A 15,506-nucleotide genomic window follows, 5' to 3' on the forward strand; every position below is an offset into this window, starting at 1 on the left:
GATGTGTCATTTTCACCGGACTTTTTGAACATCCTCTTAAACAATTAAATATGGACAAAGAGCCGGCAGAATAACGATTCACTGGCTCTTTCCCAAAGGTGGTGCAGATATGTTAAATACACTAAATAAAAAATTAGCTCTTTTATTAGCAATCCTTGCTGCTTGCTACTTACTATTCAGTTTTCGTTTGCCGGATTATCCGTACGTTCCAGTAGATTCTGATGCCGTGCCAATTACACTTGGATTCATTCTTTTGCTCTTATCAATCTTTCTATATTTCAGTAAGGATGAGAGTAAAAAAGAGGAAAGAAGACTGCCAAAGGGCGAAACGCAGGTGATTTTATCTGTATTAGGTTTCGTAATTCTGTATGTTTTCTTTTTTGAAATAATAGGTTTTGTATTAACAACCGCATTATTTATATTTTTTAATTCATTATTCCTTGGATTTAAAAAATGGCTTCCCAATGTCATTGTATCTTTAGCTTTACCGCTTAGTATTTATTTTTTATTCGATTCGTTTTTGCAAATCTCATTACCTAGTGGAATATTACCATTTTAGAGGGGAGGGAATAATGTGGATATTTTTGACGGAATAATAACTGGATTTCAGGTAGCATTAAGTTTCCAAGGGCTATTAATTGTATTTATTGGTGCGGTAACTGGGACGTTAATTGGAATGATTCCGGGATTAGGACCCATCACTGCTATTGCTGTTATGATCCCAATCACGTATGGAATGGATCCTGCTATGGCGCTATTGTTAATGGCTGGGGTTTATTACGGAGCAGCATATGGTGGAGCGGCTTCCTCCATCCTGCTGAACGCACCAGGTGAATCGATGTCTGTTCCGACTACCTTCGATGGATACCCAATGGCAAAACAAGGGAAAGCTGGTAAAGCTCTAGCGATTTCAGCCATAGCTTCGTTTGTGGGAGGTACCATAAGTGTCATTCTTCTAACACTTTTTGCACCCGTGCTTGCAAGTGTCGCGGTATCTTTTGGTCCTGCTGAATATTTTGCCTTGATGTTGTTCGGGTTGCTCGCAGTGTCGAGTTTCGCTGATGGGTCCACGGTAAAAGCTTTAATATCAGCTACAATTGGATTTATGATTGCAACCGTTGGTATTGATGGACAAACAGGGACGACGAGATATACCTTTGGTAATGCCAATTTACTTGAAGGAGTTGACTTCCTTGTTATCGCCCTTGGTTTATTTGCTTTGGCCGAGGTTAGTTCATTAATTTTTGAGCGAAAAGAAAAGAGCGTCTTCGGGAAAAAATTAGGAAGCTTGCAGTTGTCAAAAAATGAAGTCAAAGAAATGGCAGGCCCAACGGGGAGACAATCCCTAATTGGTTTTTTAATCGGTATTCTTCCTGGCGCAGGTGGTACCATCGCTTCTTTCTTAGCATATATTTCGGAGAAGAAGTTATCCAAAAAACCCGAGGAGTTCGGTAAAGGATCGATTGCTGGACTTGCTGCACCAGAAGCAGCAAATAACAGTGCTTCCAGTGGTTCTTTTGTTCCATTATTAAGTTTAGGAATCCCGGGATCCGGAACAACTGCGGTGATGTTAGGTGCTTTGATTGTATTAGGTGTCCAGCCCGGACCATTACTGATGACTGAGCACCCGGATATATTCTGGGGAGTGATTGCAAGTATGTATATAGGAAATGTTATTTTGCTCGTTCTGAACCTACCATTAATACCATATATATCAAAAATACTTAAAGTACCTCGTCCATTACTTATATCACTCGTCATCGTCTTCTGTATCATCGGTGTTTTCGGAGTAAGTTATAACACGTTCGATTTATATTTGTTGGTGTTATTTGGTATTGTTGGTTTCTTTATGGCACGGTTCAAATTTCCTGCCGCTCCCATGCTGCTAGCTTTTATTTTAGGTGGGATGATGGAACAATCGTTGCGTCAGTCCTTAACCATATCGAACGGCAGCCTGTTTATTTTTGTGGAAAAACCAATCGCTTTGACATTAATTGTCATCGCATTTCTGTCATTCATTGTTCCTATCTTAAGGAATAGAAACAGGAAAAAAATTGATGAAGATTCAGTAGACCAAAAATATAATTCGATGTGACACGGCAAATTGTGAATGATGAAAGTAGGAGAGCAATGCTAATTGATTTACGGAGTGATACGCTGACAAAACCTATCGATTCAATGAGGCAAGCCATGTTTGATGCGGTAGTTGGAGATGACGGAAGAACTAGTCGGGATGGAAAAGGTGAGGATCCTACCGTCAATCGGCTTGAAGATCTGGCTGCAAAAGTAACGGGAAAAGAAGATGCGATGTTTTGTAACAGCGGTACAATCGGAAATATAATTGCTTTAATGACGCATTGTACGAGAGGGGACCTTGTAGCTGTAGGAGCAAACAGCCATTTATACAAAAGCGAAAAATCTCCCTTTATGGAATCTTACTTTGGCCTCGATCCGGTTCTGTATGAGGCAGATAATCGAGGCGTTCCAAGGGTGGATAGCCTAGCATCTCATTTTAGAAAAAGAAATACGAACCTATTATGCCTGGAGAATTCCAATAACTTTTTCGGCGGTGCATGTATGTCGGCTAAAGAGACGAAAGCAATTTGTGAACTTGCAAACGAATATAGCGTTCCAGTCCATTTAGATGGGGCGAGAATATTCAATGTCGCAGCATATTATGATCTGCCAGTAAGCGATCTAGTGGCTCCAGTTGATTCCGTTATGTTCTCCGTATCAAAAGGTTTAGGTGCACCAATTGGATCACTGCTTTGTGGAAGTAAAGCATTTATAAAGCAGGCAAGATCAACGAGAAAACTACTAGGCGGTGGCATGCGGCAAGTGGGTATTATTGCTGCTGCGGGTATTATTGGTATAGAAATTCAATCACAGAGGTTAAAAGAAGATCATGAACACGCTTATTTACTTGCTAGCAAGATTGTCGGAAACACAAAGATAAAGGTAAATCTCGAAAATGTGCAAACGAATATTGTCATCATAGATGTTTCGAACAGTGGTTATTCAGCTGCGAAATTTGAAATGGAACTTGCAGAGCGTGGGTTATATGTGAAAGCCGTGTCAAATAACCATATAAGAATGACAACATACCATGGCATAAGTACGGAGAATGTAGAAAAAGCAGCGGTTATTTTCAATCAGTACTGCCATAATTTAAAGGAAGTTGATTCTGACATAGAATAGAGTAAGTAAGGGCTGGTTCTTATAACCAGCCTTTAGCTAGAAGAGACGGAAAAAGTCAAGTTGAAATATTTGATTGAATGGTATAATTATTTTATATCAAAATTGTCTCTGCGAATGAGGGAAAGTTATGGAATTACTTAAGCGGATCAGTCTGTATATGGTTGGTATCGTTGTGTTCGTTGCGTTTGTGAATGGGTTTATTGATGAATCAAAAGAACTTTATCAATTGATTCAGCAGCAAAGCGATGAACAGCTGGAAGAAACTGTACAAGGTAAAGCTGTACATAACGGTCTGTTTGGAAAACTAACCTATTATGCCGTGTTAACCGATGGGGCTGAGGAAAATGTGATCTATAATAGTGAGGCTAGGGACTATGCAGAGATCCCAAAGAGTGAATTTGATGCACTTGAAATTGGTGATACGCTAAAGGGCACCTTAACCGGTGCAGCGTTTAGCAAGGAGGATATACGTTCCCAAATCTATGAACATCTTCTATTGATGGCTATCGCTCTTATCTATCCAACCTTTTTTATTATCTATCAGTTGATTCATATTCCATCAGTGAATAGATGGACAAACAGCCATGATAAATGGTTAAGTCGGTTATTTTCCGGGATATTTATCGCGGGTCTTTGTATTGGGCTTTTATTTTCCTATGTTTCGATGACAAAGGACATCGTCAGTACTGTTCAGGCTCATCATGGTAACCAGCAGGAGACAACTGCATTGATTACGGATAGATACGAAGATCACAGCTACAGCTATAAAGGTTATTGGCGCAGTTATTATTATCTTGCACTTGCCTTTGAAGATCAGGAGGGCAGTATGATCCATCTGACAAAAGCTGTGTCTCCAAGCATTTTTAACAATAACGATTTTTCAGTTAAAATCAATTATCCAGAAGAGAACCCATATCGGGTTTATATGGATGGCATTAAGGTGAGTGATAGCTTTTTCTATTTCAATGCGTTGATCTTATACATACTTACAATTGTACTCACGCTGCTATTAATTTACGCCGCTTTCTTGATGAGAAGAAAGAAGAAGACGGGAAGCTATTGGCCAGTGAGGAAGAAATCTCCTCCATTGGACTCCTTTCCTCCATAATTTATATTGGCCTTCACTTCAACGAACCATCCCTATTTCTCATCTATATATCGTGGTATAATGGGAAATCTAGGGATTGCTTTGATGTACCTTAACGAAATGGAAGAGCTAAAGAACGATAGATAAGGATCTGTCTATCTCTCTTAGGAGGATTTGATTTGATAACGATTAAAGATATTGCAGAGATGGCGAATGTTTCCCGGTCCACGGTTTCCAGAGTGCTGAATGACTCTGGTTATGTCAGTGAGGATGCAAGGAAGCGTGTAGAGAGTGTGGTTAAAGAGACTGGCTATGCACCGAGTGAATATGCGAAGTCGCTAAGAACGAAGAAAACGAAGGTCATTGGGGTGATTTTGCCAACGATTCAAACGGAAACGCCGAGTAGAATCGTGACTGGTTTAGGACGAGAGCTTTCAAAGCACGGCTATCAAATTCTTTTGGCAAATACCGACCATGATAAAGAAAAGGAACTGGAGTATTTGGATTTGTTGAAAGTGAGACAAGTAGATGGGATAGTCTTGATTGCTACAAATGCCGATGCGAAGCTGATGAAAAAGATAAAAGAAATCAATATTCCGATAGTCGTGATTGGACAGGAAGCAGAGGATGTCATACATGTTACCTATGATGATTATCGTGCAGTACGAGAGTTGACAAGGCTTTTCATTCAAAAAGGGCATGAGAAAATTGCCTTTATTGGTGTGGATGAATCGGATCGGGCAGTCGGATATTATCGGAAGAAGGGTTTTTTAGATGAAATGGCAGCGCAGGGGTTGTCTGTCGAAAAAACATGGGTTCAAAAAGCGATTTTTGATATTGCCTCTGGTCATGAAGCGATGGGGGAAATCCTAAAATATGCGAACAAGCCGACTGCAACTATTGCTGTTACGGATCGATTAGCAATTGGAGCGATGAGCTATTTAAAGGAGCAAGGATTGGAAATTCCAACAGACATGGCAATCGCGGGAATTGGTGCATCGGAAATGTCGCAGTATATGGAACCGGCTTTAACAACAGTTGATTATCAAAATGAAAAAGCCGGTGAGGAAGGGGCTAAGCAAATTTTAGCCAGCATTGAATCCAGACCGTTTCAGGAAAAATTAGTGATGGACTATAGACTAATTATTCGGGGAAGTGTATAATTAATATGGAAACCGATTTCACGCTGATTAGTGTGGAATCGATTCCATATACTTTTTCTTAATTAATTTTTATATGGTTTCTATTTTTATGAACAATGTGGAATCGATTCCACAATTGAAAAAGGAGAGTGAATAGTTTATGTCTGAAAATAAAAAAATAGCAGAAGAGCTAATTAAGTCTGTAGGGGGAGCTGAAAATATTGATTCTGTTACCCATTGTGCAACGAGAATGCGATTTATTATTCGAGATGAAGAAAAAGTTGATAAAGAAGGCGTAGAGGAAATTGACAAGGTAAAAGGTGCTTTTTTCAACTCTGGACAATACCAAGTTATTTTTGGAACAGGTACGGTGAATCGGATATATGAGGAAATAGCTAAATTTGATTTGAAAACGTCTACAAAGTCTGAGCAATCGAAAGAGGCTGGTAAGAAAGGCAACAAGCTACAACGAGCCATTCGTACGTTTGGAGATGTGTTTGTTCCAATTATTCCGGTTCTTGTTGCAACAGGGCTATTTATGGGGCTTCGTGGACTCATCATGCAGGAAGAAATCCTGGCTCTTTTTGGATTGACCACAGATGATATATCCGCTAACTTCCTATTGTATACGGAAATCTTAACGGATACGGCGTTTATTTTTTTACCAGCTTTAATAGCTTGGTCGACCTTCCGTGTGTTTGGTGGGACACCGATTATTGGTGTTGTACTTGGACTGATGCTTGTTAGCCCTGCATTACCGAATGCGTGGGGTGTTGCGACAGGTGCAGAGCCACTGATGTTCTTTGGATTTATTCCGGTTGTCGGATATCAAGGTGCAGTACTACCTGCATTTATCGCCGGTATCATAGGTGCAAAATTAGAAAAGGCAATACGTAAGCGTGTACCGGAGACGTTTGATTTAATTGTTACACCTTTTCTTACGTTATTACTCATGAGTATTGCTTCCTTATTCATCATCGGACCAATCTTTCATATTGTTGAAACGTATATTCTTGATGCTGCATTGTTTGTATTGGGATTACCGTTTGGTTTAGCTGGAATTCTGCTAGGTTTCTTTAATCAAATTATTGTTATTACTGGTGTGCATCATATTTTTAACATGTTGGAAATTCAGTTACTGGAAAATCTCGGGAATAATCCGTATAACGCTATTATTACTTCGGCTGTTGCAGCACAAGGTGGAGCAGCGCTGGCAGTTGGTTTAAAAACAAAGCATAAGAAACTAAAAGCGTTAGCGATGCCTTCATCTTTATCGGCATTCTTAGGAATAACGGAACCAGCAATTTTCGGCGTCAACTTGCGCTATGGAAAGCCATTCTTAATGGGGCTAATTGGTGGAGCTGCTGGTGGTTTCCTTGCGGCGATTCTGAAGCTTGCAGGGTCTGGTATGGCAATTACTGTAATACCTGGTGCGCTCTTATACTTGGATGGACAGCTTTTGCTTTATATTTTAGTTAATCTTGTAGCAATTGCGGTTGCTTTCGTTTTAACATGGATGTTTGGTTACGCAGATAAAGACACACAAAAGGAACATGCATAATAGGAGATGTTTATGAAACAATCATTTAGTGAATTAAAGCAGCGTGCATACAAAAACATAGATGATAGGAAAAAGACTGTCGCTCGTGACCCTTACCGGCTGCACTTTCATATCATGCCACTAGTTGGGTTATTAAATGATCCGAATGGCTTCGTCTTTTACAAAGGACAGTACCATATGTTTTATCAGTGGAATCCGTTTCAGACAGAGCATGGAGCTAAATTTTGGGGGCATGCTGTATCTGATGATTTGGTCCATTGGGAGGAAGCCCCGATAGCATTAGCACCAGATCAGTGGTACGACAAGAACGGTTGTTATTCCGGGAGTGCGGTCGTTTTTCAGGAAAAATTATATGTTTTTTATACAGGCAATGTGAAAAATGAACATGGGAAAAGAGAATCCTATCAATGTCTAGCGGTTTCGGAAGATGGCATTCATTTTGAAAAAAAAGGGCCAATTATTCATGTGCCCCAGGGCTATACCATGCATTTCCGTGATCCCAAAGTGTTTGAGAAAGACGGTAAGTGGTACATGGTGTTAGGCGCACAAACAGAGGATGAGCAGGGCGAGGCCGTGATCTATACGTCTGCTGATCTGGCAAATTGGAGTTTCCAAGGTGTCTTAGCAGGAAGTGGGCATAATGGTCTTTCGGATTTCGGTTATATGTGGGAATGCCCAGATTTATTTGAACTGGATGGGCAGGATATTTTGGCTGTATGTCCACAAGGACTGTCGCCAAAAGGCTTTGCGTATAATAACATTTTCCAATCAGGCTATTTTGCCGGGAAGGTAGATTATGAGAAAATTTTATTTGACCATGGTAATTTTGTAGAATTGGATAGGGGATTTGATTTTTATGCCCCACAAACGACAGCGGATCCCTCAGGAAGAAGAATTTTAGTTGGATGGATGGGAAATGCAGACAAGGGAGACTCCATCCACCCAACTATAAAACATGAGTGGATTCACGCACTGACATTACCGAGAGAACTTCAATGGAAGGATGGAAAACTGCATCAATATCCCGTAGAAGAACTTCAATTGTTACGTGAAGAAGGCGTTCATCATACTGACGTGGTCGTTTGGGAGGAGGCTGTGGACCTTCCTCGTGTAAATGGTCAGGTGTTCGAGTTGGAAATAGCTATCAAGGATTTAGCTGCTGCGGAATTTTCCGTGGAAATAGGTGAGAAGAGCAGCTTCCGTTATGATGCTAAAACACAAATTTGTACGTTTCAACGAGGGGAATTTTCAAAGAATGGTGTAGAAGGTAGGCACTGCGTATTGGAAAGCTTGCAAAATATCCAGATATTTAAAGATACCTCTTCCATTGAGATTTTTATCAATAATGGAGAAGAAGTTTTTACTTCGAGAGTGTTTGATAACCCAGACGTTGACGAAATCCGTTTCATTGCTAAAGCTGGACATGTTAAAATCGACGTAAAGAAATGGAATATCAAGAGAGTTACCGAATATTAAGTTGGAGGTTTGATTATGTTTGGAAAACTATTTAAGAAAAAAGAAGAAGTAACCGATGTTTCTATAAATGCACCGGTTAGCGGTGAAGTTGTAGCATTAGAGGAGGTTCCGGATCCCGTGTTTTCCGAAAAAATGATGGGAGATGGGGTCGCGATTAAACCGACAAATGGGGAAGTTGTTTCTCCCGTAATCGGGGAAATCATTCAAGTGTTTCCAACAAAACATGCGGTTGGAATTCGCGCTGAAAATGGAGCGGAAATTTTAATTCATATTGGTCTTGAAACGGTTAGCCTCGATGGAGAAGGATTCACTTCATATGTTGGAGAAGGCGATCAGGTGAAGCAAGGGGATAAACTGATTCACTTTGATATGGATATTATACGTGAGAAAGCAAAAAGTACTGTAACACCGATTATCATTACGAATACGGATGATATGAGCAATATTGAAGCTAAGACGATAAAAGAAGTAATTGCTGGACAAGATGAAATTCTACAAGTGACGAAATAATATAGAAATGGATGTTGAAAAACATGAAAAAGGTCTATACGATTGGGGAAGCGTTAATTGACTTTATTCCACATGAAATAGGAGTCCCTATTGAAGAGGTTGCAAGTTTTAAGAAGATGCCAGGGGGAGCTCCTGCTAATGTTGCTGCAACCGTTGCCAAGCTTGGTGGTCGCAGTAGTTTCATTGGTCAGGTCGGTGAGGACCATTTTGGATACTATTTAAAGGATATTTTATCTAAAAATGGTGTGGATGTAAGTCATGTGCTTCATACAAATAAAGCCAATACCGCACTCGCATTTGTCGCACTGAAGGAAGAGGGAGAAAGGGAATTCGTCTTTTACCGAAAACCGAGTGCTGATATGCTGTTAAATAGAGCTGATGTGCAGGAAGTTGGGTTTTCTGCAGATGATATTTTGCATTTTTGCTCGGTCGATTTAATTGAAGCTGATGTGAAGTATGCACATGTAGAAGTCATTCGTAACATCAAGGATGTAGGGGGAACGGTTTGTTTCGATCCAAATGTCCGGAAAAATTTGTGGGACGACCTGGATGCTTATCAAAAGACGATCCAGCAGTTTATCCCTTATGCAGATATTCTAAAGGTGAGTGTGGATGAACTTGCGTTTATCACAGGCGAGGAAGAAGAAACGAAAGCGATTCGCTCACTTTTAGCTGGATCTGCTTCATTGGTGATCGTTACTCGAGGTAAGGATGGCGTAAGCTTTTATACGAATACGGATGACGTGTCTGTGGAAGGGTTCAAAGTGAAAGCTGTTGATACGACTGGTGCAGGGGATTCCTTTATTGGTGCTTTTTTATATCATTTCGCTACAATGGAAAAAGATGTTATCGACCTTACCATAGGGGAGTTGGCTGAAATTGGCCGGTTTGCTAACGCAGCTGCAGCTTTAGTTACGACAAAGCAAGGCGCGATTAGTGCGTTACCTGGTATAGAAGAAATTAAAACGTTGATGGAGTAGTGAATGATAGTGTAGCGATTGGTTGTTAATTCATGTCTCAAAAGATAATAGATTCATAATAAAGTCCCTCGTTCATTACAGTAGTAGTGCAGCGAGGGACTTTTAATATATAGGGATGAGTAGTATCTTGGTTTCTGTTAAATGTACTCAAATTCCATCGATCTTTTTGCCTAAATGATTAAAACCTCTGTCCATTCTGGCTTCTAAATCAGTTCTCATGTTAACCATTTTCAATTCTAGTTCAGTTCTCATGCTATTCATTTTAGAATCAATATGTTGGAACTTTGTATCAAAAAGTAGTCCACTCTGGTTGCTACTCCTAAGTGGACTATTTCGAGAAAAGTCATTTTTGGATTTTATAAATAATCTCTGCGCAATTCTTCAGCCGTTTTCGGTGAAATATAGCCTGGGGCCACATCATAAACTGTTTTTGCACCGGTTTGTCCTTCTTTATTTAAGCGGTGTGCAGCACGTGCATAAGCAGTTAGTACACTTGCGGTAAACTCAGGGTTACTTTCCAATTTCAAGCTGTACTCAATGATTTGCTTATTGCCTTCTCCAGTTTCACCACTGCGAATAACAAATCCGCCATGTGGCATTGCAGAATGCTCGCGTTTCAATTCTTCTTCTGAAATAAAATAAACGGTAGTATCGTAATCTGCAAAGTAATTTGGCATTGTTTTGATTTCATGTTCAATCTTCTGCTTGTCTGCGCCTTCCTCGGCGACAATATAGCATTCGCGTACATGACGGTCGTTTTTGGATACGTCTGGATTTTCCCCATTTCGCACTTGTTCGATTACCTTTTCAGAAGGGATCGTATACTGAACTCCATTTTTGACACCATCGACTCTGCGAACAGCATCGGAGTGGCCTTGGCTTAAGCCTTTGCCCCAGAATGTGTATGTTTCACCTTGTGGCAATAGTGCTTCTGAGAGCACGCGATTAATGGAAAACATGCCTGGGTCCCAGCCTACAGAAATGATACTTGTTTTCCCGCTTTCTTTGGCAGGCTTGTCAACGGATGCAAAGAATTCAGGGATTTTTGCATGGGTGTCAAAGCTATCCACTGTATTAAAAAGTTGAGCAAAATATGGGACCTGCTCTGGTAAGTCTGTTGCAGAGCCACCACAAATTAGCATGACATCGATATCCTCTTTATAATTTGGTGCTTCATCAATATGTAATACTTTCACATTACTGTTTAAGACCTGTACGCTTTCTGGATTTCTTCTAGTAAATACGGCAACGAGCTCCATATCTGGTTGTTGCATAATGGAAGCTTCAGCGCCTCTACCTAGATTTCCATAGCCTACAATGCCAATTTTTATCGTATTCTCCATTTGTCACACTCCAATGATTTCACTGTTTTTCTATTCCCTTTATACTACCCTTTTTGATTATTCTATACAACTTTATTGAACTATTTCGAAAAGGGAGTTGGGCAGGAAAAGAGGGGCACTTCATACTGAAGTAACCCCTTTTCCTTGCAGTTATTTAACGAAATAGATTTTTCAGCTTTTCAAAAAATCCTTCTTTTTCTTCAGGTGCATCATCTGCTGTTTCTGTCTCTTGCTCTTGCTTTAAGCTATCGGTACGAATGACAAACTGTACCGAATCGGTTAGCTCATTATTTTTTTCCGATACAAAGGAAATAGGCTCGAAGTCTGATTTATCGTACTGAGAAAGCATGGAATCGATTTCCTCCTGCATTTCTTCTGGAATGTTAGAGGTAGCATCATGCAGCTGTGTTGTTCCGTTACGAAGCTCACCAGCTCCATCTGTCAGTCGGTCTGCACCATCTGCAGACTCTCCGATTCCATCATGGATCCCTTGATAGGAAGTAGCTAATTCATTGACTCCATTTGTATAAGCAATCAATCCTTCGTGGAATTGATTGTAGTTGGTGGCCATCTCTTCAACGCCGGTGATTAATTGATTGACACTTTCATCCACATCGATTTGGCTGATGGACTCTTCAAGACCAGCTGTGAGTGCTCGTAAATAATTGGCTGCTTCTCGAGTCGACTCACTAAAGGTACGGAGGCTTGGTCCAACTGATCCGAATGCTTCTGATGCAGCGTCGTATGCACCTTTAACCGTTTGGGCAGCTTGATAAGTAGCTACTAATTCTTCGATTACTTCTTGATCTGCATCACTTTCGTACAATGCCGCAATATCTGTTTCCGTAATGCTTGGCTCAGGGATTTGCTTCATTGCATCCTGCAATGCTTGGTTTGCCTTTTCATAGTTTGAACCAAATTGATCCATTCCATCAGCAAGCTCTTCCAAGCCGGATATCATTTCAGAGACTGCTAGATCTAAGTCTTCTAGTTCTTCTAGAGCTGTTATGCCACTTGCCTTTTCAACCTCTTCTTGTACAGTTGCAAGTGCATCATTAATCTGTGAAGAGGCATCTGTCAATTGACTGCTGGACCCGTTCAATTCGTCCATTCCATTTTTATATTGAGCAGAGCCATCTTCCAGCTGATGAAGTCCGGAAGCTAACCCGTCCATTCCGTCACGTAATTCACCGACACCATTATCAATTTCACCAATTGCATCTGTCAATGACTGGAATTCCTCTGTTAATTCATCGGTATCTGGTGCATCCACAGCCATGGAAGGTGGTAAAGCAGCTATTTCGATACCGTCAATTTCAAATTGATCAGTTGTTGCTTCAATGGAAAATTTCTTTTCTTCATCTGGCATCATCGTAAAGGAGATTTGTTTGTTCTTCCCAGCATTTGCAATCGTCGCATCTTCTGCTTTGATATCTTGAAAATAATCGGTATTTAAAGGAACCGAAATTTGCAGCATATAATTTTCAAAGAAGGTTGCGGCAACGTCTTTATTTTGCTTCACATCGATGGTTATTTCGACATCTCCTGTCATGCCAGGGATATCATCTGGATTAACCTCTTTGCCATCGATGTAATAGTCAATTGTAAATTGCCAAGGTAACTCCTTTTTTTCTTCAAGATTACCTTGATAAAAGAAATTATCGGTCTCTGCGTTGATTCGTACGTTGTTGTTATCCTGTTCAATCGCAGATGTATCGGTTAAGTTTTTAATTTCTGTATAATCACCGTAGTCATCGATGATGCCCGGCTTGGTTAGTTCAAAGGAGTTGACAACGTAGACCCCCTTAAGATTACCGCCGGATTGCAAATTTGCGTAAATAACTTCATTCTTACTAGCAATTTCTCCAATTTTCTGCTCTTCATCTGCTCGCTCCTCTGATGTATTTGGAGAGGCGTACGTTGTGAGTACAGGAAAGAAAAAGATTGCTAGTGTTAACCATATCCATTTAATTGCCTTCTTCATGGTGATCCTCCTTGTAAAATTTCATCCGAAACGAAGTCTTCTCAATGATTCTATCTAATGTGACAAGCATAGCTGGCAGGAAGGTGATAACGAGTATAAACGCAAGCAGCGCACCTCTTCCCAGCAGTAATCCGATCGAACCGACAATTGGATTCGATGAGGTCAGCCACAGAATAAACCCAACACTTGAAAGAATGGATGCCGATACTGCAATTGAAAACAGCTTTTCATCAATTGTCTTTTTAATTGCAGGTAATTTAGTCATTTTCTGTCGGTGGTGTTTATACGTTTCGGTTAGCAAAATGGCATAGTCGACCGTTGCGGCTAGCTGAACGGTACTAACTATTAAATAGCCAACAAAGACTAAGGATGTATCCGTAAAGTAAGGAACCGCTAAGTTAATCCAAACCGCTGATTGAATCGTAAGCAGTAAAATGACTGGGATAGAAATAGATCGAAAGGTAAACAGTAATACCAGCCCAATCGTTGCTACTGTAAGAATGTTTACTATTTGATTATCCTGTGTCACGGTTTCTCTCATGTCAAATAATGCAACACTTTCCCCAAGGGTCAGTGCGTCCTCTCCATAATAAGAGGCTGATAGTTCACGTATATTGTCTACGAGCTGGAACGGAATATCTCCTTCTGTTCCAGCATCGGTATTGATAATAATCCGACTATAGTTTTCCGACAAGAATTCTTCCGTAACATTTTTTTCTAAGAAATCCTGTGGAATCGTACTTCCAACCATATTAGCATAGCCAATGACAGAAGAGACATGATCCATATTTTCTATTTCTTGGGTCATTTCCAGCTCTTTTCCTATATCATCATTCGGAACCAATAATACGATTGCTGTTGTCTCACCAAACGTTTCCTCAATTTGCTTAATATCCATGCCTAATCGAGTGTCCTCTGGCTGCTCGCCCATACCATATGTAAAGGAGGTGCTATTTTGTGCCAAAAAGCTCGGTACTGTTAAGAGAAGTACAATTGCAATCGCAGGTATCTTTAACTTCAATAGCTTCGCGCCAACACCTTTAAATACTGGTGGGATAAGTGTTTTGTGCTTTGTTTTGTCAATCCAGCTGTAGCATACTAATGTCAGTGCTGGTAAAAATACAACAACACTAATAAAGCTGAATACAATCCCTTTAACTAGATTTAGTCCTAAATCCGAACCAATCTCAAAATCCATAAACATTAGTGCAGTAAATCCAAAGAATGTAGTTAGTGCACTGGAGCTTATTACTGGTAGTGATTCTTTTATCGCTAGTTTCATAGCTTCTCCGGGCTTGTATTCCTTATTTCGGTAGTCTTGAAAACTATGAAGCAGGAAGATCGCATAATCCAGCGAGACGGCCAGCTGGAGAATTGGCGCTACGGATTGCGTAATAAAAGAAACCTCTCCAATGAAGATATTTGTTCCAAGGTTAATAAGAACAGAAACCCCAATTGCGGTCAAGAATAACACTGGTTCTACCCATGAATTCGTTGATAATACTAGGATGATAATAATAATCGGGACTAGTAATGCCGCAGCATACATCGTCTCCTGACCGGTCATCTCTTGCTGTGTAGCTGTATTTACTGCTTCACCAGTAATTGCGTTTTCGTCTCCGATCAGAGCGTAAATCTGATTGGTCGCTTCGACCTCTTTTCCGCTTTCTATTGTTACAGAATAAAGTGCCTTTTCATCCTGAAAATAATTTTCAACGGTTGCTTCATCCGCAAACTCGATAGGAGTTCTCAGATCTACTACATCATCCAGCCATTGAACCTCTGTAACACCATCAATTGCTTCCAGCTCATGCTTATAGGTTATTGCCTCTTGAATGGTAACATCCTCAATCATGACTCGTGTATTCGGAACACCGCTGGAGAATTCCTGCTCCATCATATTTAAGGCAACTGTTGATTCTGCTTTCTCAGGTAGATAATCTTGCATGTTATAATTTACATCTACAAAAAAGAAAGCAATTGCCGACAGTACCGTTAATGTTAGAAAAAGAATAACGACGGACCTTTTGAAACGTATGATTATATTTGTCAATGTCATTTCCCCATATCTTGATGATTTAGTGCTTTTACTTTATTATTATATATACATCATGTTAGTTACACAACAAACAGTTGCGTAAATCGTGTTATTTGCGCAACATATATTGAAAATTTGTTGGAAAACGGGTAATGAAAGGGTTTTACAATGGAAGGAAAATTAGACC

The 15,506-nt window shown here is 40.2% G+C and carries 12 protein-coding genes; 9 read left to right on the top strand and 3 right to left on the bottom strand.

The window, feature by feature from the left end; all coding sequences use genetic code 11:
- Positions 1-109 precede the first annotated feature (109 nt).
- The 9 genes from NYE61_RS14835 (at position 110) to NYE61_RS14875 (ending at position 9,954) form a co-directional block, all read left to right on the top strand.
- Positions 110-559, top strand: a complete 450-nt coding sequence (locus NYE61_RS14835) for a tripartite tricarboxylate transporter TctB family protein (RefSeq protein WP_118888309.1) — start codon at positions 110-112, stop codon at positions 557-559.
- A gap of 15 nt (positions 560-574) precedes the next feature.
- Complete coding sequence (locus NYE61_RS14840; RefSeq protein ID WP_095310337.1) at positions 575-2,095, top strand: tripartite tricarboxylate transporter permease; 1,521 nt, start codon at positions 575-577, stop codon at positions 2,093-2,095.
- Positions 2,092-3,198: a GntG family PLP-dependent aldolase gene (locus NYE61_RS14845; RefSeq protein ID WP_303447022.1), complete on the top strand. Its 1,107-nt coding sequence runs from the start codon at positions 2,092-2,094 to the stop codon at positions 3,196-3,198. Before NYE61_RS14840 ends, NYE61_RS14845 begins: the two co-directional genes overlap by 4 nt.
- A gap of 127 nt (positions 3,199-3,325) precedes the next feature.
- Positions 3,326-4,306 (top strand): hypothetical protein, encoded by a 981-nt coding sequence (locus NYE61_RS14850; RefSeq protein WP_303447021.1) that lies wholly within the window; start codon positions 3,326-3,328, stop codon positions 4,304-4,306.
- Between the two features lie 158 nt (positions 4,307-4,464).
- The gene (locus NYE61_RS14855; RefSeq protein WP_303447020.1) at positions 4,465-5,448 is read left to right on the top strand and encodes a LacI family DNA-binding transcriptional regulator; all 984 of its coding nucleotides are present in this window, start codon (positions 4,465-4,467) and stop codon (positions 5,446-5,448) included.
- A gap of 139 nt (positions 5,449-5,587) precedes the next feature.
- Positions 5,588-6,988, top strand: a complete 1,401-nt coding sequence (locus tag NYE61_RS14860) for a sucrose-specific PTS transporter subunit IIBC (RefSeq protein ID WP_095310341.1) — start codon at positions 5,588-5,590, stop codon at positions 6,986-6,988.
- 12 nt (positions 6,989-7,000) lie between these two features.
- Positions 7,001-8,464: a glycoside hydrolase family 32 protein gene (locus NYE61_RS14865; protein WP_303447019.1), complete on the top strand. Its 1,464-nt coding sequence runs from the start codon at positions 7,001-7,003 to the stop codon at positions 8,462-8,464.
- A 15-nt stretch (positions 8,465-8,479) separates the two neighbouring features.
- The gene (locus NYE61_RS14870; RefSeq protein ID WP_118888315.1) at positions 8,480-8,974 is read left to right on the top strand and encodes a PTS glucose transporter subunit IIA; all 495 of its coding nucleotides are present in this window, start codon (positions 8,480-8,482) and stop codon (positions 8,972-8,974) included.
- Between the two features lie 23 nt (positions 8,975-8,997).
- Positions 8,998-9,954 carry a carbohydrate kinase gene (locus NYE61_RS14875; RefSeq protein ID WP_095310344.1) on the top strand — a complete coding sequence of 319 codons (957 nt, stop codon included), beginning with the start codon at positions 8,998-9,000 and terminating at the stop codon, positions 9,952-9,954.
- A gap of 356 nt (positions 9,955-10,310) precedes the next feature.
- Here NYE61_RS14875 and NYE61_RS14880 read toward each other — a convergent pair whose 3' ends face one another.
- The 3 genes from NYE61_RS14880 to NYE61_RS14890 form a co-directional block, all read right to left on the bottom strand.
- Positions 10,311-11,297 (bottom strand): diaminopimelate dehydrogenase, encoded by a 987-nt coding sequence (locus tag NYE61_RS14880; RefSeq protein WP_339315879.1) that lies wholly within the window; start codon positions 11,295-11,297, stop codon positions 10,311-10,313.
- 154 nt (positions 11,298-11,451) lie between these two features.
- The gene (locus NYE61_RS14885; protein WP_339315881.1) at positions 11,452-13,281 is read right to left on the bottom strand and encodes a YhgE/Pip domain-containing protein; all 1,830 of its coding nucleotides are present in this window, start codon (positions 13,279-13,281) and stop codon (positions 11,452-11,454) included.
- Positions 13,265-15,340: an MMPL family transporter gene (locus NYE61_RS14890; RefSeq protein ID WP_339315883.1), complete on the bottom strand. Its 2,076-nt coding sequence runs from the start codon at positions 15,338-15,340 to the stop codon at positions 13,265-13,267. The genes NYE61_RS14885 and NYE61_RS14890 overlap by 17 nt, the downstream gene beginning before the upstream one ends.
- Positions 15,341-15,506: the final 166 nt, after the last annotated feature.

This window comes from Oceanobacillus sp. FSL W7-1304, assembly GCF_037969805.1.
Classification (GTDB): domain Bacteria; phylum Bacillota; class Bacilli; order Bacillales; family Amphibacillaceae; genus Oceanobacillus; species Oceanobacillus profundus.